The sequence below is a fragment of the Spiroplasma ixodetis genome, assembly GCF_059729505.1.
The window spans coordinates 17,180-38,025 of the sequence record NZ_AP038354.1; the positions used below are offsets into that span (position 1 = coordinate 17,180).

The 20,846-nt window shown below is 22.6% G+C and carries 27 protein-coding genes and 2 pseudogenes; 18 read left to right on the top strand and 11 right to left on the bottom strand.

All coding sequences use genetic code 4. The annotated features are described in order from the left end of the window. Positions 1-25 precede the first annotated feature (25 nt). Positions 26-2,155 (bottom strand): lipoprotein, encoded by a 2,130-nt coding sequence (locus tag AC6I4F_RS09805; RefSeq protein ID WP_497874755.1) that lies wholly within the window; start codon positions 2,153-2,155, stop codon positions 26-28. A 175-nt stretch (positions 2,156-2,330) separates the two neighbouring features. Between AC6I4F_RS09805 and AC6I4F_RS09810 the strand changes: the two genes are divergently transcribed. The 3 genes from AC6I4F_RS09810 (at position 2,331) to AC6I4F_RS09820 (ending at position 5,440) form a co-directional block, all read left to right on the top strand. Then, positions 2,331-2,609, top strand: a complete 279-nt coding sequence (locus AC6I4F_RS09810; protein WP_497874754.1) for a transposase — start codon at positions 2,331-2,333, stop codon at positions 2,607-2,609. A gap of 5 nt (positions 2,610-2,614) precedes the next feature. Then, positions 2,615-3,457: an IS3 family transposase gene (locus tag AC6I4F_RS09815; RefSeq protein ID WP_497874818.1), complete on the top strand. Its 843-nt coding sequence runs from the start codon at positions 2,615-2,617 to the stop codon at positions 3,455-3,457. Between the two features lie 246 nt (positions 3,458-3,703). Further along, a complete protein-coding gene (locus tag AC6I4F_RS09820) occupies positions 3,704-5,440 on the top strand; it encodes a hypothetical protein (protein WP_497874753.1) in 1,737 nt (578 codons plus the stop codon). 46 nt (positions 5,441-5,486) lie between these two features. Here the strand turns inward: AC6I4F_RS09820 and AC6I4F_RS09825 are convergent. Both AC6I4F_RS09825 and AC6I4F_RS09830 read right to left on the bottom strand, forming a co-directional pair. Next, a pseudogene (locus AC6I4F_RS09825) lies at positions 5,487-6,605 on the bottom strand (IS256 family transposase); the annotation flags it as partial. A 132-nt stretch (positions 6,606-6,737) separates the two neighbouring features. Next, positions 6,738-7,034: a hypothetical protein gene (locus AC6I4F_RS09830; protein WP_497874752.1), complete on the bottom strand. Its 297-nt coding sequence runs from the start codon at positions 7,032-7,034 to the stop codon at positions 6,738-6,740. A gap of 488 nt (positions 7,035-7,522) precedes the next feature. Between AC6I4F_RS09830 and AC6I4F_RS09835 the strand changes: the two genes are divergently transcribed. From AC6I4F_RS09835 to AC6I4F_RS09855, 5 genes are all read left to right on the top strand, one after another. Further along, the gene (locus tag AC6I4F_RS09835; protein ID WP_497874751.1) at positions 7,523-7,882 is read left to right on the top strand and encodes a helix-turn-helix domain-containing protein; all 360 of its coding nucleotides are present in this window, start codon (positions 7,523-7,525) and stop codon (positions 7,880-7,882) included. A gap of 40 nt (positions 7,883-7,922) precedes the next feature. Beyond that, a complete protein-coding gene (locus AC6I4F_RS09840; protein WP_497874750.1) occupies positions 7,923-8,411 on the top strand; it encodes an IS630 family transposase in 489 nt (162 codons plus the stop codon). Positions 8,412-8,929: 518 nt separating this feature from the next. Then, positions 8,930-9,136: a transposase gene (locus tag AC6I4F_RS09845; protein WP_497874749.1), complete on the top strand. Its 207-nt coding sequence runs from the start codon at positions 8,930-8,932 to the stop codon at positions 9,134-9,136. Positions 9,137-9,253: 117 nt separating this feature from the next. Next, complete coding sequence (locus tag AC6I4F_RS09850; RefSeq protein WP_497874748.1) at positions 9,254-9,664, top strand: IS3 family transposase; 411 nt, start codon at positions 9,254-9,256, stop codon at positions 9,662-9,664. Further along, positions 9,643-9,981, top strand: coding sequence for a transposase (locus AC6I4F_RS09855; protein WP_497874814.1), 339 nt, complete (start codon positions 9,643-9,645; stop codon positions 9,979-9,981). The genes AC6I4F_RS09850 and AC6I4F_RS09855 overlap by 22 nt, the downstream gene beginning before the upstream one ends. Here the strand turns inward: AC6I4F_RS09855 and AC6I4F_RS09860 are convergent. Together AC6I4F_RS09860 and AC6I4F_RS09865 are read right to left on the bottom strand one after the other, a co-directional pair. Beyond that, on the bottom strand, positions 9,931-10,230 hold the full coding sequence (locus AC6I4F_RS09860; protein ID WP_497874747.1) for a hypothetical protein: 300 nt from the start codon (positions 10,228-10,230) through the stop codon (positions 9,931-9,933). The genes AC6I4F_RS09855 and AC6I4F_RS09860 overlap by 51 nt on opposite strands. A 190-nt stretch (positions 10,231-10,420) precedes the next feature. Further along, entirely contained in the window at positions 10,421-11,194 is a 774-nt protein-coding gene (locus tag AC6I4F_RS09865) for an IS1595 family transposase (protein WP_497874746.1), read from the bottom strand. 443 nt (positions 11,195-11,637) lie between these two features. Between AC6I4F_RS09865 and AC6I4F_RS09870 the strand changes: the two genes are divergently transcribed. Then, positions 11,638-11,856 (top strand): hypothetical protein, encoded by a 219-nt coding sequence (locus AC6I4F_RS09870; RefSeq protein ID WP_497874745.1) that lies wholly within the window; start codon positions 11,638-11,640, stop codon positions 11,854-11,856. A gap of 337 nt (positions 11,857-12,193) precedes the next feature. Beyond that, positions 12,194-12,613 (top strand): hypothetical protein, encoded by a 420-nt coding sequence (locus tag AC6I4F_RS09875; protein WP_497874744.1) that lies wholly within the window; start codon positions 12,194-12,196, stop codon positions 12,611-12,613. Between the two features lie 55 nt (positions 12,614-12,668). Here AC6I4F_RS09875 and AC6I4F_RS09880 read toward each other — a convergent pair whose 3' ends face one another. Both AC6I4F_RS09880 and AC6I4F_RS09885 read right to left on the bottom strand, forming a co-directional pair. Then, positions 12,669-13,556, bottom strand: a complete 888-nt coding sequence (locus AC6I4F_RS09880) for a coiled-coil domain-containing protein (RefSeq protein WP_497874743.1) — start codon at positions 13,554-13,556, stop codon at positions 12,669-12,671. 92 nt (positions 13,557-13,648) lie between these two features. Beyond that, positions 13,649-13,966, bottom strand: coding sequence for a hypothetical protein (locus AC6I4F_RS09885; RefSeq protein ID WP_497874742.1), 318 nt, complete (start codon positions 13,964-13,966; stop codon positions 13,649-13,651). 229 nt (positions 13,967-14,195) lie between these two features. On the opposite strand from AC6I4F_RS09885, the gene AC6I4F_RS09890 reads away from it, so the two are divergent. Both AC6I4F_RS09890 and AC6I4F_RS09895 read left to right on the top strand, forming a co-directional pair. Next, entirely contained in the window at positions 14,196-14,558 is a 363-nt protein-coding gene (locus AC6I4F_RS09890; RefSeq protein ID WP_497874819.1) for a helix-turn-helix domain-containing protein, read from the top strand. A 12-nt stretch (positions 14,559-14,570) separates the two neighbouring features. Continuing rightward, entirely contained in the window at positions 14,571-15,059 is a 489-nt protein-coding gene (locus AC6I4F_RS09895; protein WP_497874704.1) for an IS630 family transposase, read from the top strand. A 123-nt stretch (positions 15,060-15,182) separates the two neighbouring features. Here the strand turns inward: AC6I4F_RS09895 and AC6I4F_RS09900 are convergent. Beyond that, positions 15,183-16,421 (bottom strand): annotated as a pseudogene (locus tag AC6I4F_RS09900) (IS256 family transposase). 88 nt (positions 16,422-16,509) lie between these two features. Here AC6I4F_RS09900 and AC6I4F_RS09905 point away from each other — a divergent pair. From AC6I4F_RS09905 to AC6I4F_RS09915, 3 genes are all read left to right on the top strand, one after another. Beyond that, a complete protein-coding gene (locus tag AC6I4F_RS09905) occupies positions 16,510-17,229 on the top strand; it encodes an IS3 family transposase (protein WP_497874820.1) in 720 nt (239 codons plus the stop codon). Between the two features lie 76 nt (positions 17,230-17,305). Then, positions 17,306-17,533, top strand: a complete 228-nt coding sequence (locus tag AC6I4F_RS09910; RefSeq protein WP_497874740.1) for a hypothetical protein — start codon at positions 17,306-17,308, stop codon at positions 17,531-17,533. Beyond that, positions 17,484-18,023, top strand: a complete 540-nt coding sequence (locus tag AC6I4F_RS09915) for an IS1595 family transposase (RefSeq protein WP_497874739.1) — start codon at positions 17,484-17,486, stop codon at positions 18,021-18,023. Before AC6I4F_RS09910 ends, AC6I4F_RS09915 begins: the two co-directional genes overlap by 50 nt. 333 nt (positions 18,024-18,356) lie before the next feature. Here AC6I4F_RS09915 and AC6I4F_RS09920 read toward each other — a convergent pair whose 3' ends face one another. Next, positions 18,357-18,527 carry a hypothetical protein gene (locus AC6I4F_RS09920; RefSeq protein ID WP_497874738.1) on the bottom strand — a complete coding sequence of 57 codons (171 nt, stop codon included), beginning with the start codon at positions 18,525-18,527 and terminating at the stop codon, positions 18,357-18,359. An 815-nt stretch (positions 18,528-19,342) separates the two neighbouring features. Between AC6I4F_RS09920 and AC6I4F_RS09925 the strand changes: the two genes are divergently transcribed. Beyond that, the gene (locus tag AC6I4F_RS09925) at positions 19,343-19,552 is read left to right on the top strand and encodes a hypothetical protein (protein ID WP_497874737.1); all 210 of its coding nucleotides are present in this window, start codon (positions 19,343-19,345) and stop codon (positions 19,550-19,552) included. Between the two features lie 12 nt (positions 19,553-19,564). Next, positions 19,565-19,690 (top strand): hypothetical protein, encoded by a 126-nt coding sequence (locus tag AC6I4F_RS09930; RefSeq protein WP_497874736.1) that lies wholly within the window; start codon positions 19,565-19,567, stop codon positions 19,688-19,690. Positions 19,691-19,902: 212 nt separating this feature from the next. On the opposite strand, the gene AC6I4F_RS09935 is transcribed toward AC6I4F_RS09930, so the two are convergent. Continuing rightward, positions 19,903-20,055 (bottom strand): hypothetical protein, encoded by a 153-nt coding sequence (locus tag AC6I4F_RS09935; RefSeq protein ID WP_497874735.1) that lies wholly within the window; start codon positions 20,053-20,055, stop codon positions 19,903-19,905. Between the two features lie 204 nt (positions 20,056-20,259). Further along, positions 20,260-20,424 (bottom strand): hypothetical protein, encoded by a 165-nt coding sequence (locus AC6I4F_RS09940; RefSeq protein ID WP_497874734.1) that lies wholly within the window; start codon positions 20,422-20,424, stop codon positions 20,260-20,262. Between the two features lie 150 nt (positions 20,425-20,574). Here AC6I4F_RS09940 and AC6I4F_RS09945 point away from each other — a divergent pair, with 150 nt between their 5' ends. Continuing rightward, positions 20,575-20,835: a hypothetical protein gene (locus AC6I4F_RS09945; protein WP_497874733.1), complete on the top strand. Its 261-nt coding sequence runs from the start codon at positions 20,575-20,577 to the stop codon at positions 20,833-20,835. Positions 20,836-20,846: the final 11 nt, after the last annotated feature.

A 20,846-nucleotide genomic window follows, 5' to 3' on the forward strand; every position in this document is an offset into this window, starting at 1 on the left:
CACAAATTATTAAAAATCCTCAATTTTAATTTAAAGTCACTTTTAGTTTTTTAGTTCTTCCATTACAATATTCATTTTTTGTTGTAGTGTTAACAACTAGATATATAATTCCGGGTTTTTGAAAATCACTAGTAATTAATTGATCAAATTGCGAAAATACTTCTTTGAATCAATTTCCATTAGATTGAATTAAATTTTTATATTTTTTCAATTCAGGAGCTTCGAAAATTGAACTTCATAACTTATCATCTGTATTTCTTTCATTAGTATTAGCAGCAAAATTAAATTCAGTTACTTGAATAATTTTAGTTAAATCAATTTTTTCTTTTGATGAGGTGATAGTTTTAATATTATCTGCAGTACCTTGAAATTTACTTCCTTTAGCAACAATTTTAATATTTAAAAAATTATCTACAGTAATATCAGAGTCTTGTATTTCAATTGTAGTTCCTGCTTTATAAACATCATAATCACTAGCTGTTATAGTATTTAAGTTTGGAATTCCTGCTAATGATGTTTGTAATTTTACTAAGAAATCTGTTTTTGTATTTTCAGATAATTGTCCTAAAAATATTGGACTTGTTATTTGCTTTGAAATATCAATTATTGTATCTTTTCGAGTATAGTTAGTGGTAATGTTGTCTTTAGTACCTTGAAATTTACTTCCTTTAGCAACAATTTTAATATTTAAAAAATTATCTACAGTAATATCAGAGTCTTGTATTTCAATTGTAGTTCCTGCTTTATAAACATCATAATCACTAGCTGTTATAGTATTTAAGTTTGGAATTCCTGCTAATGATGTTTGTAATTTTGCTAAGAAATCTGTTTTTGTATTTTCAGATAATTGTCCTAAAGATATTGGACTTGTTATTTGCTTTGAAATATCAATTCTTGTATCTTTTCGAGTATAGTTAGCGGTAATGTTGTCTTTAGTACCTTGAAATTTACTTCCTTTAGCAACAATTTTAATATTTAAAAAATTATCTACAGTAATATCAGAGTCTTGTATTTCAATTGTAGTTCCTGCTTTATAAACATCATAATCACTAACTGTTATAGTATTTAAGTTTGGAATTCCTGCTAATGATGTTTGTAATTTTACTAAGAAATCTGTTTTTGTATTTTCAGATAATTGTCCTAAAGGTATTGGACTTGTTATTTGCTTTGAAATATCAATTCTTGTATCTTTTCGAGTATAGTTAGTGGTAATGTTGTCTTTAGTACCTTGAAATTTACTTCCTTTAGCAACAATTTTAATATTTAAAAAATTATCTACAGTAATATCAGAGTCTTGTATTTCAATTGTAGTTCCTGCTTTATAAACATCATAATCACTAGCTGTTATAGTATTTAAGTTTGGAATTCCTGCTAATGATGTTTGTAATTTTACTAAGAAATCTGTTTTTGTATTTTCAGATAATTGTCCTAAAGGTATTGGACTTGTTATTTGCTTTGAAATATCAATTCTTGTATCTTTTCGAGTATAGTTAGTGGTAATGTTGTCTTTAGTACCTTGAAATTTACTTCCTTTAGCAACAATTTTAATATTTAAAAAATTATCTACAGTAATATCAGAGTCTTGTATTTCAATTGTAGTTCCTGCTTTATAAACATCATAATCACTAACTGTTATAGTATTTAAGTTTGGAATTCCTACTAATGATGTTTGTAATTTTACTAAGAAATCTGTTTTTGTATTTTCAGATAATTGTCCTAAAGATATTGGACTTGTTATTTGCTTTGAAATATCAATTCTTGTATCTTTTCGAGTATAGTTAGTGGTAATGTTGTCTTTAGTACCTTGAAATTTACTTCCTTTAGCAACAATTTTAATATTTAAAAAATTATCTACAGTAATATCAGAGTCTTGTATTTCAATTGTAGTTCCTGCTTTATAAACATCATAATCACTAGCTGTTATAGTATTTAAGTTTGGAATTCCTGCTAATGATGTTTGTAATTTTACTAAGAAATCTGTTTTTGTATTTTCAGATAATTGTCCTAAAAATATTGGACTTGTTATTTGCTTTGAAATATCAATTCTTGTATCTGGAGAAGGTGGAGTTGGTTTTTCTTCACCACAAGCAATAACACTTGTACTTGCTGTTCCAATTAAAGTCATTGCTCCTATTATACTTAATAATTTCTTCATATATTTTTACCTCCTTAAATTTAAATATACTATTATTTTACATTATTTCCGCAATAAGTTCTTCATATGCTTGGAATGGTAACCCTTTAGCAAGACAACTGAATGGGTTACACTTTATTGGACACTAATTACGTAAACAAGTGAACAAATTAGTTAAAAGAAAGGAATTATAATTATGGCCAATATTAACTCATATTCAGATGAATTTAAAAAACAAATAGTAACTTTATATCAAAGTGGTAAGTCAGTGTCTTGTCTTGCTAAAGAGTACAATGTTACAAGAGCAGCTACTTATAATTGAATTAAGCAATTTACTAATTCAGGCAGTTTTAAAACTAAATATAACCGTTCTATTGAAGAAAATGAATTAATTAAATTAAGAAAAGAATTAAAACAATTAAGAATGGAAAATGATATTTTAAAGCAAGCAACACTAATAATAGGCAGAAAATAGAAATTATTACTAAAAATAAAGTTAAATATAAAATTAGCACAATGTCTCGTTTTTTAAAAATCTCTAAATCAACATATTATTTTAATTTCAAGAAAAAAGAAGATAAAATTCAAAATAATATGTATGATGAAGCTGTTATTAGTGCTTTTAAAGAAAATAAAGAAGCTTATGGAACAAGAAGATTAAAAGTTGTTCTAAAAGAAAATAAAATTAATTTATCAAGACGAAAAATTAAAAAAATTATGAATAAACATAATTTAATATCAAAATACACTAAATTATCATACAAAAATTATCATAATAAAGTCAATGATAGTCAAATTACTAATCTTGTTAATAGAGACTTTAATAATAGGCTTAAAAATGAAGTTATTGTTAGTGATTTAACTTATGTTCAAGTTAATGGTAAATGAAACTATATTTGCTTATTAATCGACCTGTACAATCGCGAAATTATTGAACATAGTGTAGGTACTAAAAAAGATGCATCATTAGTATATCAAGCATTTATGTGCTCAAATCGTTGTTTAAAAAATATTCAAATATTTCATAGCGATTGCGGTAATGAATTTAATAATAAAACTATTGATAAACTTTTATTATCATTCAATATTACCCACTCTTTAAACAAAAAAGGTTGTCCTTATGATAACGCTTTTGCTGAAGAAACTTTCAAAACTTTCAAAACAGAATTTATTAATGATAAAAATTTTACATCATTAATCCAATTAAAATTAGAATTATTTGATTATATCAATTGATACAACAACATAAGAATCAACAGTACTCTAAACTACTTAACCCCCATAAAACACCAATCACAAATGTCTACCAAAAAACAGTCCTAAAAAAAGTTGCCATTCCATTTCTAGTTCCAAATGAAAGCATGAAAAAATTTGTTGATGAGCAAATCAAAATTTATAACTGAAAAATAGCAACTTTCAAAAATCAAATAATCAATTTTGGTTAAAACTTAACTAATTGTAAAATACACAAAATTTGATAAAATATAGTTGTTATACAATATATAAGTTTTAACCCATTACTTTATTTTAAAAGTAAATGGGTTTTAATGTTTAAAAGGAGATATTAACATGACTGACAAAACTAAATCACAAACATTTCAACAAATAACAGAACAACAAGATATTAAAAATATTTTTGAACAACCAAATATCACATTAAAAAATAATAAAGGAATTTTTAAAGAAAGACACAACGGATTAACAGTAAAATTTTCTACTTATAGTAACGAAGAAGAGCCTCCAAAAGTAGTAATAAATAATAAATTAAACCATTATGATACAAATGAAATTTTTATTGACTTCAAATCAACTACTAAAGAAATAGCAACACAAACTGATGTGATTGAAGAAAAAAATTTTAATAATTTCACTAAATCATATAATGCTGTAACGATTTTAGAAGATAAAAAAATATTAAACACAAGAAAAGAAATTTTTAAGTTAGAAAAACAATTAAAAATTCAAAAAGAAGAATATGATAATTTAAAGTCAAATTCAATACAAATCGCTAATAATCTTTTAGAAAATGAATATTATGACCTTAACTTTTTAAGTAATAAGTTAAAAATAATGATAAGCAATAAAACAAACAAATGAAGAAGTGATGTCGAATTAAGAAAATTATATTCTCTTAAAGCAGATATTAAAAAAATTAAAATAAGGATAAATCAACAAGAAAAACTAAAAGAAAAAATTGAAAAATCAAAGCAAGTTATTAATTTTAATATTAAACATACAGAAACAAAGATATCTCAACTTAAAGAAAAACAAGATAAATATATTAATAAGTTAAATATACCGTCATTATCTTTAAAAGATAAAATTAATAAAAGATTAGACTTACAACAAAAGTTTGAAGAAAAAAACTTAAATTTAAAAACTAAAGAAAAAATATTAGAAAATATTAATTTTTTAAATAATGAAATTGAAAACCAATGAACAGTAGAAAGTAAAAAGGTTACAAAGATTTACGAAGAAATTTTATCAATAGATAATAATTATTGTTATATAATGACTTTTGTATATGCTAATGAATCAATTTCTGAAAAAATAATATATTTTAAGAATGATGAAAATAATGAAATTTCAATTTGACAACAAATCAAACAATACGAAAATATTAATAAATATAAAAATGATTTTTCTTTAATTAAGAAAATTTCAAGTAATAAAAAATATATATCTTTTTCTGAAATATCTACTAAAGACTTTATAAAACAACAAAATGATTTCAAATTAAAACCAAATAAAAGTGAAAAGAAAATATGATGAACTATTACTATAATTTCTTTATCTCTTATTATTTTAACTCCTATTCTTAGTTTTGCTGTACCTGTAATTTTACCTGCCGCAGTGGGATTACTATTAGTTGAAAAAATTGCAATTGCTGCCTCTGCTACTGCACTTGGTACAATATTTAAAGGATTTACATCAATATTTTCGCCTGCAACAAAAAAAGTAGAATCTTGATGATATAATAAATTATGCAAAAATGAAGACAAAAAAGATAAAGAAAAAAAAGAACATCAATCAATAATTAAAAATTTAACTAGTGATAAACTAGAAACTAGATTACAAACACAATATGATATTTTAAAACAAGAACTTGACAATAGAAAAAATAAAAATCTCGAAGAACTAATAAATAACAACACAATAAATCATAATTCAAACAGTCTTCTAGAAAATTCAAGTATTAAATTAGAAAATAATAAAGATTTTGATTCATCTATACGAAATATAGTAAATCAACAAGAATTACAATCTTCAACAAATACAATATATCATTCAAATTCCATGTTATAATTTAGAGGCTTTTTAATAATCTGTGTATCTTTGTTTTACAAAGTTACTAGTTTAGATTAATTCTATCTTCAAATTTTATCATAAAATGAGCAATTGCTGTATTTCAATTTTGAATGGGCATTGTTCATTTTTTTGTTATATTTTCAATTGCTAAGTAAAATATTTTAAAAACTTCCATATCATTTGGAAAAACTTTTTTATTTCTAATAACTTTTCGTAATTGACTATTAACAGATTCAATAGCATTTGTTGTATAAATCACTCTTTTGATTTCTGCAGGATAAATAATAAAAACCATTAAATTATCTCAATTTTTATATCACGATTTAGCAATTTGAGGATATTGTTTATTTCATTTACTTTCAAAAGTTTCTAAAGCTTGCATTGCTTGTTCTTCGCTACATGCACTATAAATTGGTTTTAAATCTGTAACTAGTTATTTTCTATGTTTGTATGAAACATATTTTAAACTATTTCTAATTTGATGAACTATGCATAATTGATGTTCGGTTTTAGGATAAACTGATTGTATTGCTTCTGACATTCCTGTTAAATTGTCACTACAAGCAATAAGAATATCATTTAAGCCTCGATTTTTCATTTTTGTGAAATTAGATAATCAAAACTTAGAACCTTCATTTTCACTAATTCATAAACCTAAAACATCTTTTTTACCTTCTAAATCAACTCCTAATGCTATATAAACTGATTTGTTAATAATGCGTTTATCTTGTCGTACTTTAACTACTATACAATCAAAATAAACAATCGGATAAACACTTTCTAATGGCCGATTTTGTCATGCTTTAACATCATCAATAACATCATCAGTAATTTGACTAATAACACTTTCACTAATATCAGCACCATGATATAACTCTTGTAACTGCATTCTAATATCTGATAAAGTCATGCCTTTGGCATATAATGAAAGAACTTGTTGATCAAAACCATCAAATCTTCTTTGTCTTTTTGCAACTATTACTGGCTCAAAATTACTATTACGATCTCGTGGTACATTAATCTCAATTTTACCTTGTTGGGTTATTAATTTTTTTGAATTTATACCATTGCGAGCATTATCAATATTATTATGTTGATTTTTTTCATATCCTAAATAATTTTTCATTTCAGAATTGAACATTTTTTCAACTAATCTTTTTGTTCAGTATTCGATGAATTATTATTAGTATTTGTTTTTTAGACATACGTAACTCACTCTTTCTAGTTATTTAATTTTATTTACTAGAATTAATTAAACATAGTTATTTTTGTAAGTTACACAGATTACTAAACATTACCATTTTTTAGTATCAACATTTAAATTTTGTGGTTTCTTATTTAATTCTTTTTCATTTTTTAAATAATATTTTTTAACCACATCAAAAAGTTTATTATTTAAATTTCCTTCTTTGTAACCTTTTTCTTTTTCTAAAACTATTGATTTAATTTGATTAAAAAGAGCAAAAGAGTTTTTGCTAGAAAATTTATAATTTTTTTTACCTATTTTTATTAAATTATCGCTTACAATATCATTTATTTTAAACTTAAATTTTTTTCTTTTATAAACAGAAAAAACTAATAATAAAGACAAAATTAATAACACAATAATTATAGACAATCCTATTATCACTCAATACTCTACTGATAACTCTGATCACTTAACTAAAAAATTAATTCTTTAATTTTTTATTTTTTGTTAGTTTTAGCCAGCAAATATTGTTCTTTATCAGCATTAGCTAGCGCTTGATATTTTTCTTTTTCATTTATATCTAATTCAATCCATTTTTCATAAATTTTTTTAACTAATTATTACGGTTTTAAATTTTGGTATTTTGTTTTAAAGTCTGATCTTTGTTCTATAAGGAAAAAGAAATAAGCATTTATTGGTGGTTTAGGTGCATTAGGATTTTTTATTTTTTAGTTCTTTTAACTTTCTGATTTTTCTCTGCTTTTGACATATAGCTAACTAAATTAATGTTTACTCATAAATAATGTAAAATAATAATATGTAATTTAAACAGTTTTTGAATTTAAAAGTACAATTCAGCAATATTTAAAATAGATTAGGAAGATTAAATTATGCCAAAACCATACAGTGAAGACTTACGAAGAAAAGTAATAGAAGCCTATGAAAGTAAAAACATAAAAATTAAAGAAATTTGTAAAGTGTTCAATATTACTAGAAATACTTTATTCTTATGAAGAAAAAGAAAAAAAGAAACTGGGCATATAAAACCAATTTTAAATTATCAAAAAGGACATAGCCACAAAATAAAGGATTTAGATGAATTAAAAAATTATTTAGCGAAAAATAAAGATGTTACAGTTCAAAAAGTGATTGAAAAATTTGGTGATATGACTAAAGAAACAGTTTATAACTATTTCAAAAAACTAAATTATACATATAAAAAAAACTTTTCTATATGAACAAAGAGATAAAAATAAAGAAGAAGATTTTTTAAAAGAAATAGCTAAAATAATGAATGAAGATTTAGTATATATTGATGAATCTGTAATTGATGATAATGAATTTTATAAATATGGTTGATCTGAAAAAGGTAAAAGATTATTTGATAATAAACCCGCATATAAAATAAAAAGAATGAGTATAATTGGTTCACTAAATAAAGGTAAATTAAAAGCCCTATGAGCATTTGAAGGACATTGCAACAGTAAAATTTTTGAATCATATGTAAAAAATATACTAATTCCAGTATTAAAGAGTGGACAAATTATAGTTTTAGATAATGCAACGTTTCATAAATCTAAATTAACACAACAATTAATTGAAAATGCTGGATGCAAACTATTATTTCTTCCACCATATTTTCCTAATTTAAATCTAATTGAACATTTTTGATTTGCTATAAAACATAATATAAGAAAAATATTACCAAATTATTGACCAAATATTAAAAAAGCGATTGATTTTGTTTTTCAAGATATGAGTAAACATTACTTTAGTTAGCTATAAATAATCTCCTAAAATTTATTAATATAATTTTATCATTTTATTTATATCATTATTATAATTTAATTTTAATGTAAATACATTAAATACATTAAATAAATAATAACATTTTAATAAAATAATAATTAAATTTTTATTTTTCCAAAATATCTTTGGAATTAGGGTTTTGAGCATCCATCATTTGTTTATAAATTGTATCGCGGTATTTTACACAACCATCAATAACATTATCTAAAGGATTTTGAACAACACGTACTTCTAAAATTTCTCCAGCACATCTTTGAATAATAGGTTCTATATAATTTTCATTTTTAATCTCAATAAAATATTCTTTAGATAATTATTCTTTAATGAATTCATGGATTTTTGGATGGGTTACACTTTATTGGACACTAATTACGTAAACAAGTGAACAAATTAGTTAAAAGAAAGAAATTATAATTATGGTCAATATTAACTCATATTCAGATGAATTTAAAAAATAAATAGTAGATTTATATCAAAGTGGTAAGTCAGTGTCTTGTCTTGCTAAAGAGTACAATGTTACAAGAGCAGCTACTTATAATTGAATTAAGCAATTTACTAATTCAGGCAGTTTTAAAACTAAATATAACCGTTCTGTTGAAGAAAATGAATTAATTAAATTAAGAAAAGAATTAAAACAATTACGAATGGAAAATGATATTTTAAAGCAAGCAGCACTAATAATAGGCAGAAAATAGAAATTATTACTAAAAATAAAGTTAAATATAAAATTCGTACAATGTGTCGTTTTTTAAAAATATCTAAATCAACATATTATTTTAATTTCAAGAAAAAAGAAGATAAAATTCAAAATAATGTATGATGAAGCTGTTATTAGTGCTTTTAAAGAAAATAAAGAAACTTATGGAACAAGAAGATTAAAAGTTGTTCTAAAAGAAAAGAAAATTAATTTATCAAGACGAAAAATTAAAAAAATTATGAATAAACATAATTTAATATCAAAATACACTAAATTATCATACAAAAATTATCATAATAAAGTCAATGATAGTCAAATTACTAATCTTGTTAATAGAGACTTTAATAATAGGCTTAAAAATGAAGTTATTGTTAGTTATTTAACTTATGTTCAAGTTAATGATAAATGAAACTATATTTGCTTATTAATCGACCTGTACAATCGCGAAATTATTGAACATAGTGTAGTACTAAAAAAGATGCATAATCAGTATATCAAGCATTTATGTGCACAAATCGTTGTTTAAAAAATATTGAAATATTTCATAGCGATCGCGGTAATGAATTTAATAATAAAACTATTGATAAAATTTTATTAGCATTCAATATTACCCACTCTTTAAGCAAAAAAGGTTGTCCTTATGATAACGCTGTTGCTGAAGCAACTTTCAAAACTTTCAAAACAGAGTTTAATAATGATAAAAATTTTACATCATTAATCCAATTAAAATTAGAATTATTTGCTTATATCAATTGATACAACAACATAAGAATCCACAGTACTCTAAACTACTTAACCCCCATAAAACACCAAGAACAAATGTCTACCAAAAAACAGTCCTAAAAAAAGTTGCCATTCCAAAAAAATATGATGAACTATTACAATAATTTCTTTATCTCTTATTATTTTAACTCCTATTCTTAGTTTTGCTGTACCTGTAATTTTACCTGCCGCAGTAGGATTACTATTAGTTGAAAAAATTGCAATTGCTGCCTCTGCTACTGCACTTGGTACAATATTTAAAGGATTTACATCAATATTTTCGCCTGCAACAAAAAAAGTAGAATCTTGATGATATAATAAATTATGCAAAAATGAAGACAAAAAAGATAAAGAAAAAAAAGAACATCAATCAATAATTAAAAATGGCTTTTATTCCTTTATGTACTATTTTTAAATTTTATCACATAAATGGAGATAAAAGCCTATCTAGGAAATTATCCCCACATGTATATAAATCAAACACAAAATTATAGTTTCAAAACTAGGTATCTTATTGAATTTATATGCAGCTTCATTTGAATATAAATGAATATTGTGTTTTGAAACTTTTATGTGTGTTCGGAAAGTTCGTCGGATGTGTTTTCATGCAGATTCAATCTGGTTTGTGTTTACACCTGTTGATGACACATACCCAACTTCATGATTTACGATTTCATGTTTGTGATAGAAGTTTTTTGAAACCTCCATATTCCTTCCAAGAATCCGTAAATAGACAACACCCAGTAGAAATGTGTTTCAATGCAAATCATAAAAGGTTTTTCTCATCTGCTTTTTTCAATACTTTCACAATTAGTTTGTTGCTGGTTTTCTCATAAACTCCAACAATCAAGGTTTTATTCAGCAAGGATCTTCCTTGTTTTTTAAAACCTACATGTGAAAGATACATTTCATCCATCTGTGCTGTGCCATCATCAATGAACCCTGCATCTTGATTCCAAATTCTAGTTCTTATTTCATGACCCATTCTTCAGGCAGTTTTCAAAGTCACTCCCAATTCTTTTGCAACATCTGTTGATGGAATTCCATGTTTGGTGTTTATTCATCTAAAGATGAGATAAAACCAAGATGTCAAAGGTGTTTGTGACTTGTGAAAAATGGTGTCATGAAAAATACTAAATGTTTGATGACATTTCAAACATCTTATTCTTCTCAAATCAGAAACATTCAAACTAGAAGAAGCACACCTGATACATTTCATTACTTTCAACTTCGCTATATATTTCAAACAATCGTTTTCATTTTGAAATATGCTATTGAATTCATTTCAATTCATTTTTTCCTCAACACTAGTACATGTGGGGATAATTTCCTTAAAAATTTAACTAGTGATAAACTAGAAACTAGATTACAAACACAATATGATATTTTAAAACAAGAACTTGACAATAGAAAAAATAAAAATCTCGAAGAACTAATAAATAACAACACAATAAATCATAATTCAAACATTCTTCTAGAAAATTCAATTATTCAATTAGAAAATAATCAAGATTTTGATTCATCTATACGAAATATAGTAAACCAACAAGAATTACAATCTTCAACAAATACAATATATCATTCAAATTCCATGTTATAATTTATTTTATGTCAAATCACTATTTTTAAAAATAGTGATTTTTTACACATTTTTCGTTTTAAAAATATATAATTTTTCTTGGGTATTTTAACAGTAGAAAAAATATTCAAAAGTAATAAAGAGAGGAGATGTAAATTATGCCATGAACACCATCTGAAAAATGAAGTCAAGAAAAAAAAGATACACATGATAAAAATGCTGATAGAATGAATAAAGCTTGAGGAGAAAAAAACGAAAGTGAAAGACGAGAAAGAGTTGCCAATGCTCTTGGATTTGAAAAAGATAAATCAAAAGTAAATAGCGAAGCTTCAACAAGTAAAAATCAAAGTTCTAATAGAAAATCACAAAAAATGTAAATATTAATATTTTTAAAACTGCACAATTGTGCAGTTTATTTAACAATTTTATTTGTATAATTTTAATTAAAATATTCAACTTAAATAAGTTTTAAAAAATAAAATAAAAGGGTTATAATTAAACTGTTCTTTGTTTATAGAACAAATAATTTTAAAAAAAATGAATATAAAATTTAAATATAAATACGAATTTCAAATAACCTTTAAAACTTTTAATTCCTTATTTTATACAAGAAATTTTTTTGTATAATTTATTTATATAAAATTAATACATTTTTTTAACTTAATTACTTTAATTTTAAAGTAATTAAGTTTTTATTTTGAAAGGAAAGTTTAGATGAGAGATAAAAAGAAAGAATTAGAAAAAGAAATTGAAATTTTTGAAAATGAAATTATAAAATTAGATGAAAAAATAAAAAACATAGTTTTAGAAATAGAACCACTACATAAAGAATTAGAATTAAATTTAAATAAAAAATCAGCTATCAAAAAATACACTTTTTTAAATGTAATTAGTTTTGGATTATTTAATTTTTTAAAAAAGAAAAAATTAAATCACAAAATTAAAGAAAATAATACAAAAATTAAATATTTGATGCGCGAAATTAGTCATTTTGATGACAAAAAATCACAAATAAAAAATAAAATAATCGAAAAATATAAAAAAATAGCAAACATAATTTTTGATAATAATATGAAAGATAATTCTAATAAAAATGATAATAATAACCAAAAACAAAGATACACAAATTATTAAAAAGCCTCAAAAAAAGATAACTCTTTTTGAAAAGAGTTATCTACAAAGAATTAATTTATTTGTACAATTCGTGCCTTAATTCTTTTTTTGTCATATGCTTGTTTTGTTCTACATTTATTTTATCTTTATTAAAACTATCTATATCTGAATAAAATACCTCAGAAGCACTTTCAATTCCAGAATCTCTTAATTTAATTTCTTGTTTTAATTCTTGATTTTGTTTCATATGAAATTCAATTTCTTCTTTTTGACTTCTAATAATATTTTCTAAAGTCACACATTGACTATCAAATTTAATATTTTTACTATCTATAAAATTAATATGTTCTTGATTTTCTTGCTCTAATTTACTAATTTTGTTTCGATTTTCTTGCATGTTACTTTCTAATTGTTTTATTTTTTCTTTCCCACTTTCAATTAGTGTTTCAAGTTTGCGATTTGATTGTTTTAATTGGTCTCTTTCTATTTTTATATCATAATGTCTTTTTTCTATCTCAAATAAAAGTTCATTTGCTTTATCATTTAATTTTTCAACTACATTTTCACATTTATTTTTTATATATTGGTAATTAAAATTAAAGTTTGATATCTCATTTTTAATGTCTCTGTTTCTATTAATTTTTCCAAAAGTAAAAAATCTAATCACAAAATTTTTAAAAAAATTTATTTTTTTACTTTCTAAATTTTTAACAATTCTTTTTTTTAAAGGTTTTAAATTAGTTCGTAATAAATTTAATTGTAATTTTATATTATTAATAGTTTCAAAAACAGAATTAAATTCAATATGTTTATCATTATCACCATTGCTATTAAGTTTTGATTTTATAGAATTATCAATATCTAATAAATAATTTTGTTCTATAAAAATAACTTTATCTTTTAAAGTTTTAAAATCAACTTTATCTTGAACTAATCAAATTTGATTTTCCTTTGTATTTGGCATGTTTTTCACTCCTTTTTAAAAGCATAAAATTTATTTACTTTTAATAAAACAAAGCAATACGTTAAAAACTATATACACATTTTATATTTACATTATATATTTTTTTTATCTAAAAGCAAATTAAAACAATTAATTAATTCTGTTAAAGAAAAATATAATTTTCATGCTATTAATTTTTTAGTTAAATCATTGATAAAATTTCATTCAATTGTATTACTAGGAATTATTGACGTAGCTTTTGATAAAAGATTACGGTATAAATTTATTTGTTTAATGGTTTCATTATAATTTTTTACAATATTTAAATCATTAATATAAAAACTTAATTTTTGATTTAAAATTTCAATGTAAGAATTATAATTAAGTGATTTATTTTTTAAAGCTAATAATTTAATTATTTGTTCATGCATCAATTTTTGTATTTCAAAAAAATAAATACTTCAATCTTGTTTATCTAAAAAATATCTGATTTTTTCCAATTATATTTTAGTATTATAGCTAACTAAATTAATGTTTACTCATAAATAATGTAAAATAATACTATTTAATTTAAACAGTTTTTGAATTTAAAAGTACAATTCAGCAATATTTAAAATAGATTAGGAAGATTAAATTATACCAAAACCATACAGTGAAGACTTACGAAGAAAAGTAATAGAAGCCTATGAAAGTAAAAACATGAAAATTAAAGAAATTTGTAAAGTGTTCAATATTACTAAAAAGACTTTATTCTTATGAAGAAAAAGAAAAAAAGAAACTGGGCATATAAAACCAATTTTAAATTATCAAAAAGGACATAGCCACAAAATAAAGGATTTAGATGAATTAAAAAATTATTTAGCGAAAAATAAAGATGTTACAGTTAAAAAAGTGATTGAAAAATTTGGTGATATGACTAAAGAAACAGTTTATAACTATTTCAAAAAACTAAATTATACATATAAAAAAACTTTTCTATATGAACAAAGAGATAAAAATAAACAAGAATATTTTTTAAAATAAATAGCTAAAATAATGAATGAAGATTTAGTATATATTGATGAATCTGGAATTGATGATAATGAATTTTATAAATATGGTTCATCTGAAAAAGGTAAAAGGTTATTTGATAATAAACCCGCATATAAAATAAAAAGAATGAGTATAATTGGTTCACTAAATAAAGGTAAATTAAAAGCCCTATGAGCATTTGAAGGACATTGCAACAGTAAAATTTTTGAATCATATGTAAAAAATATACTAATTCCAGTATTAAAGCATGGACAAATTATAGTTTTAGATAATGCAACGTTTCATAAATCTAAATTAAAACAACAATTAATTGAAAATGCTGGATGCAAACTATTATTTCTTCCACCATATTCTCCTAATTTAAATCCAATTGAACATTTTTGATTTGCTATAAAACATAATATAAGAAAAATATTACCAAATTATTGACCAAATATTAAAAAAGAGATTGATTTTGTTTTTCAAGATATGAGTAAACATTACTTTAGTTAGCTATATTATCAAAATTTATTTCTGATGCTTCTATAATTAATATTTTTTGATCATGATAATGGATGGGTTACACTTTAAAGTGAGGCTTTTTAATAATCTGTGTATCTTTGTTTTACAAATTTACTAGTTTAGATTAATTCTATCTTCAAATTTTATCATAAAATGAGCAATTGCTGTATTTCAATTTTGAATGGGCATTTCTCATTTTTTTGTTATATTTTCAATTGCTAAGTAAAATATTTTGAAAACTTCCATATCATTTGGAAAAACTTTTTTATTTCTAATAACTTTTCGTAATTGACTATTAACAGATTCAATAGCATTTGTTGTATAAATCACTCTTTTGATTTCTGCAGGATAAATAATAAAAACCATTAAATTATCTCAATTTTTATATCACGATTTAGCAATTTGAGGATATTGTTTATTTCATTTACTTTCAAAAGTTTCTAAAGTTTGCATTGCTTGTTCTTCGCTACATGCACTATAAATTGGTTTTAAATCTGTAACTAGTTATTTTCTATGTTTGTATGAAACATATTTTAAACTATTTCTAATTTGATGAACTATGCATAATTGATGTTCGGTTTTAGGATAAACTGATTGTATTGCTTCTGACATTCCTGTTAAATTGTCACTACAAGCAATAAGAATATCATTTAAGCCTCGATTTTTCATTTTTGTGAAATTAGATAATCAAAACTTAGAACCTTCATTTTCACTAATTCATAAACCTAAAAAATCTTTTTTACCTTATAAATCAACTCCTAATGCTATATAAACTGATTTGTTAATAATGCGTTTATCTTGTCGTACTTTAACTACTATACAATCAAAATAAACAATCGGATAAACACTTTCTAATGGCCGATTTTGTCATGCTTTAACATCATCAATAACATCATCAGTAATTTGACTAATAACACTTTCACTAATATCAGCACCATGATATAACTCTTGTAACTGCATTCTAATATCTGATAAAGTCATGCCTTTGGCATATAATGAAAGAACTTGTTGATCAAAACCATCAAATCTTCTTTGTCTTTTTGCAACTATTACTGGCTCAAAATTACTATTACGATCTCGTGGTACATTAATCTCAATTTTACCTTGTTGGGTTATTAATTTTTTTGAATTTATACCATTGCGAGCATTATCACTATTATTATGTTGATTTTTTTCATATCCTAAATAATTTTGAATTTCAGAATTCAACATTTTTTCAACTAATCTTTTTGTTAATTCTTTATATAAACCTCCCTCTTTAAATACGGTTGTTAAATCTTCATTATTTTCTAATAATAAATCTACTGCTTTTGATATTGGATCATTATTATTAATATTTTGTTTTTTAGACATACGTAACTCACTCTTTCTAGTTATTTAATTTTATTTACTATAATTAATTAAACATAGTTATTTTTGTAAGTTACACAGATTACTAAACATTACCGTTATTAGTGCTTTTAAAGAAAATAAAGAAGCTTATGGAACAAGAAGATTAAAAGTTGTTCTAAAAGAAAAGAAAATTAATTTATCAAGACGAAAAATTAAAAAAATTATGAATAAACATAATTTAATATCAAAATACACTAAATTATCATACAAAAATTATCATAATAAAGTCAATGATAGTCAAATTACTAATCTTGTTAATAGAGACTTTAATAACAGGCTTAAAAATGAAGTTATTGTTAGTGATTTAACTTATGTTCAAGTTAATGGTAAATGAAACTATATTTGCTTATTAATCGACCTGTACAATCGCGAAATTATTGGACATAGTGTAGGTACTAAAAAAGATGCATCATTATTATATCAAGCATTTATTTGCTCAAATCGTTGTTTAAAAAATATTGAAATATTTTATAGCGATCGCGGTAATGAATTTAATAATAAAAGTTTATCAATAGTTTTATTAGCATTCAATATTACCCACTCTTTAAGCAAAAAAGGTTGTCCTTATGATAACGCTGTTGCTGAAGCAACTTTCAAAACTTTCAAAACAGAGTTTAATAATGATAAAAATTTTACATCATTAATCCAATTAAAATTAGAATTATTTGCTTATATCAATTGATACAACAACATAAGAATCCACAGTACTCTAAACTACTTAACCCCCATAAAACACCAAGCACAAATGTCTACCAAAAAACAGTCTTAAAAAAAGTTGCCATTCCAGTCTTGCATATATAGCAAATTTGAAAGAAAACAAATGTATTAGGTGTTTTAGTTTTAATTTGAATACTTCTGATTTAAAAAGAATAAGATGTTTGAAATGTCATCAAACATTTAGTATTTTTCATGACACCATTTTTCACAAGTCACAAACACCTTTGACATCTTGGTTTTATCTCATATTTAGATGAATAAACACAAAGCATGGTATACTATCAATAGATGTTGCAAGGGAATTGTGTGTGACATATAAAACAGCTTGAAAAATGGTGTCATGAAATCAGAACTAGAATTTGGAATCAAGATGCAGGGTTCATTGATGATGGCACAGCACAGATGGATGAAATGTATCTTTCACATGTAGGTTTTAAAAAACAAGGAAGATCCTTGGTGAATAAAACCTTGATTATTGGAATTTATCAAAAAACAACCAATAATTTAATTGTAAAAGTATTGAAAAACGCAAAGAGTAAAAATCTTTTGCAGTTTGCAAGAAACCACATTTCTTCAAAATGTCTTGTATATACTGATTCTTGAAAAGGATATTGCGATTTTAAATCAGTTTTTACTAAGCATGAAACAGTTAACCATCAAGATGGCTATGTTTCAAAAACTGGTGTAAATACCAACCAAATTGAATCAGTTTGAAAACATATAAGAAGAACATTTAAAACACATATCAAAGTTGCAAAACATCATGTTAATTTATATGCTAAAGAGGCTGCATATAAATTCAATAAGATACCTAGTTTTGAAACTGTAATGCTATGTTTGATTTAAAAATGTGAGGAGAAGTCCGTAGATAGGCTTTTATCTCCATTTATGTGATAAAATTTAAAAATAGTATATAAAGGGATAAAAGCCTAAATTAAATAAAAACATAATTTTTACTTCCTTTCTTTTTTTATAAACTTTAAAAAAGAAAAACGACATTTTATGTTACATCTAGAATGTCGTTTGCAAAAAAATATGAAAAAATATATAATTTAAATGCAGGTTGGACTTTAGTAGGTAACCTGTCAGCAATAGGGTATCTTGTAAATACGCCTGTTGCATTTTTATTTTTAAGTTTGGTTTTATTATATACTTTTCTAATTTAAAAACAAATAATAATTACATTTTGGGTGATTTAGAAAGTTTAGATTTACTTACTGATGATTTTGAATCTTGTAAGTTTTTTAATCTCTCAGCTTGTCTTTCACTTTCAGCAAGTAATAAATCAAGTTTTCTACTTTGTTGTTTTGCTTCATGTAATAATTTTTTTTCTTTTGCTTCTTTATCCATAACAAAATATGCTCCTTTTAATAGAAAAAACTTAGATTATTTTTTTCTACATTGTAAAATATCCATAAATAGTATAAAACTTTTTTCAAAAAAAACAAAATGGAATGTCTACCAAAAAACAGTCCTAAAAAAAGTTGCCATTCCATAAAAATTCAATTTTTTCAAGTTTAGATGAAAAACATTATACACCTAAAAGTATTTTTATTGAAAAATAAATTGAAAATAATTCTATTTGATTATTACCACTAGAAAGATATAAAATAGGTTTATCATTTTATAATAAAAATTATGAAATTAATTGTATTCAAAGATTATTTGATATAAAAGAAGATCAATTATTAAATAAAGTAACTCAACTTGAAGATAAATTAAAAATAAAATCAGCTTTAAATCAATTAAAATTAAATAAGAATAAAAAAATTTAATTAAAAAATAATAATTTTTTAACTATATTAAATTTATTGAATTTGAAAAAATATTTTCAAATTCAATAAATCAAAAGTATAATAAAAAATTAAATATTGAAAAATTAAAGATAATATTGAAGAACTATTAGATAAAGATTAATTTGAATTGATTGCAATAATAGAATCTAAAGTTGAATCAAAGTTAAAAGATAAAAAATATCAAACAATATCTTTTTTAAGAGATATAATGACTCATTATTATAAATTTTATTTTAAATTAATAAAAAGAAAAATATAAAAATGATTGTTTAAAGAGATAAAATTTTACAAATATACGATAATTTTAAAAATTTATTTCAAACTTATTTTGGCGGAGATAGGATTGATTTTAAACATATAATTACTCAAATGATTTCTAATATTGACGATTGAAAATTATTTTTTAAAATTATAAATTTAATTATTGAAAAAGAAAATATTGATTATAATAACAAAAATGGTTTATTAAAAATAATACTTAATAAACAAATTATTAATAATAGACAAGAACTAATTTTTTCTAAAATTGCTAATTGAATTAATGAAAGAAAAGATACTTATTATTGTTCATATGAATAATATATTAAAGATATGCAAAATTTATTAGTTTTAATTAGTGAGTTTGTAGATAATTATGATATTGAAATAAGTATAATTAAAAAAGAAAATTTAAAACTATTTTTTAAAGAAGAAATTTCAATAGAAATCGAGAATTAATTTAATCAAATTGATAAATTAATTAATGAAAATCAATATATAACTGTTGCCAATAAAATTGAGAATTTATATGCTAATTACTTTTTAAAACACTTTTTTAAAGAATTTAAAAATATTGATAAAAAAGAAGTAATTAATTTAATATCAAACAAAAATAAAATATTAGAACAAATGAAAACAATAGAAGAATTCAATAACATATTTAGTTTAATTTAAAAAATAAGAAATGCAATAAAAGGAAAAAATAAAACATCAAATGATAAAACAATTAATTTAATAAATAATAATTTTTGAAATAATAATAGGCTTTTATCTCCATTTATGTGATAAAATTTAAAAATAGTACATAAAATGATAAAAGCCATTAAAAATAAGAAATTTGATTGTTAGAAATATTAATAAATAAAAAACTATGCTCTACCCTTTGACAAATAAAAAATAGCACTATAAGAAAGCATAGTGCTATAACAGCATAAATACTCTTTTCTTATAGTAGTTTAATTATAACAATAAATAAATAATTAAAAATAAATAATTAAGATCACAACAATACTAAAACAACTATATTTTTAAAAATTAGGCGGTTTTAAATTATCACTTGTGATTTGTTGGCTATTTTCTGTTTCATTTATCGTTTTAATTTCATTTAATAAATTCATTTTTTCTTCTTTGATTTTATCTAATTTTTGATTCCATTTTTTGATTTTTAAAATATGTGCTTGTATCTTTTTCACATTTAACTCTCCTTATAATCTAAAACCTTTATAAAGTTAATTATACAAAAATAATAATAATTTTTTATCTTGATAAATTTTATAAATATTATTGAGTAACTATTTATATTTAATGTTATTTATGTTATAAATATAATAGGATTTTATTTTATGCCACAAATAAAAAAAATAATAAATTCATTTTTAGAGAATGATATTTCAAATAAAGATATTTTAAAAACAATTGAAAACGTATCAAGTTATAATAAAAATAAAAAATTTAATAAAATTTATTATCAAGATATTATGCCACCAATGACATGTAAAGTTGAATTAGTAAGAAAATTTAGAAAACAAGCTAAGGATAAAAAATGAAGTTATACAACTTTAATGAATGAAATTTTAACTGATTGATTTAATAAGGGAGAATAAATTTTTATGAA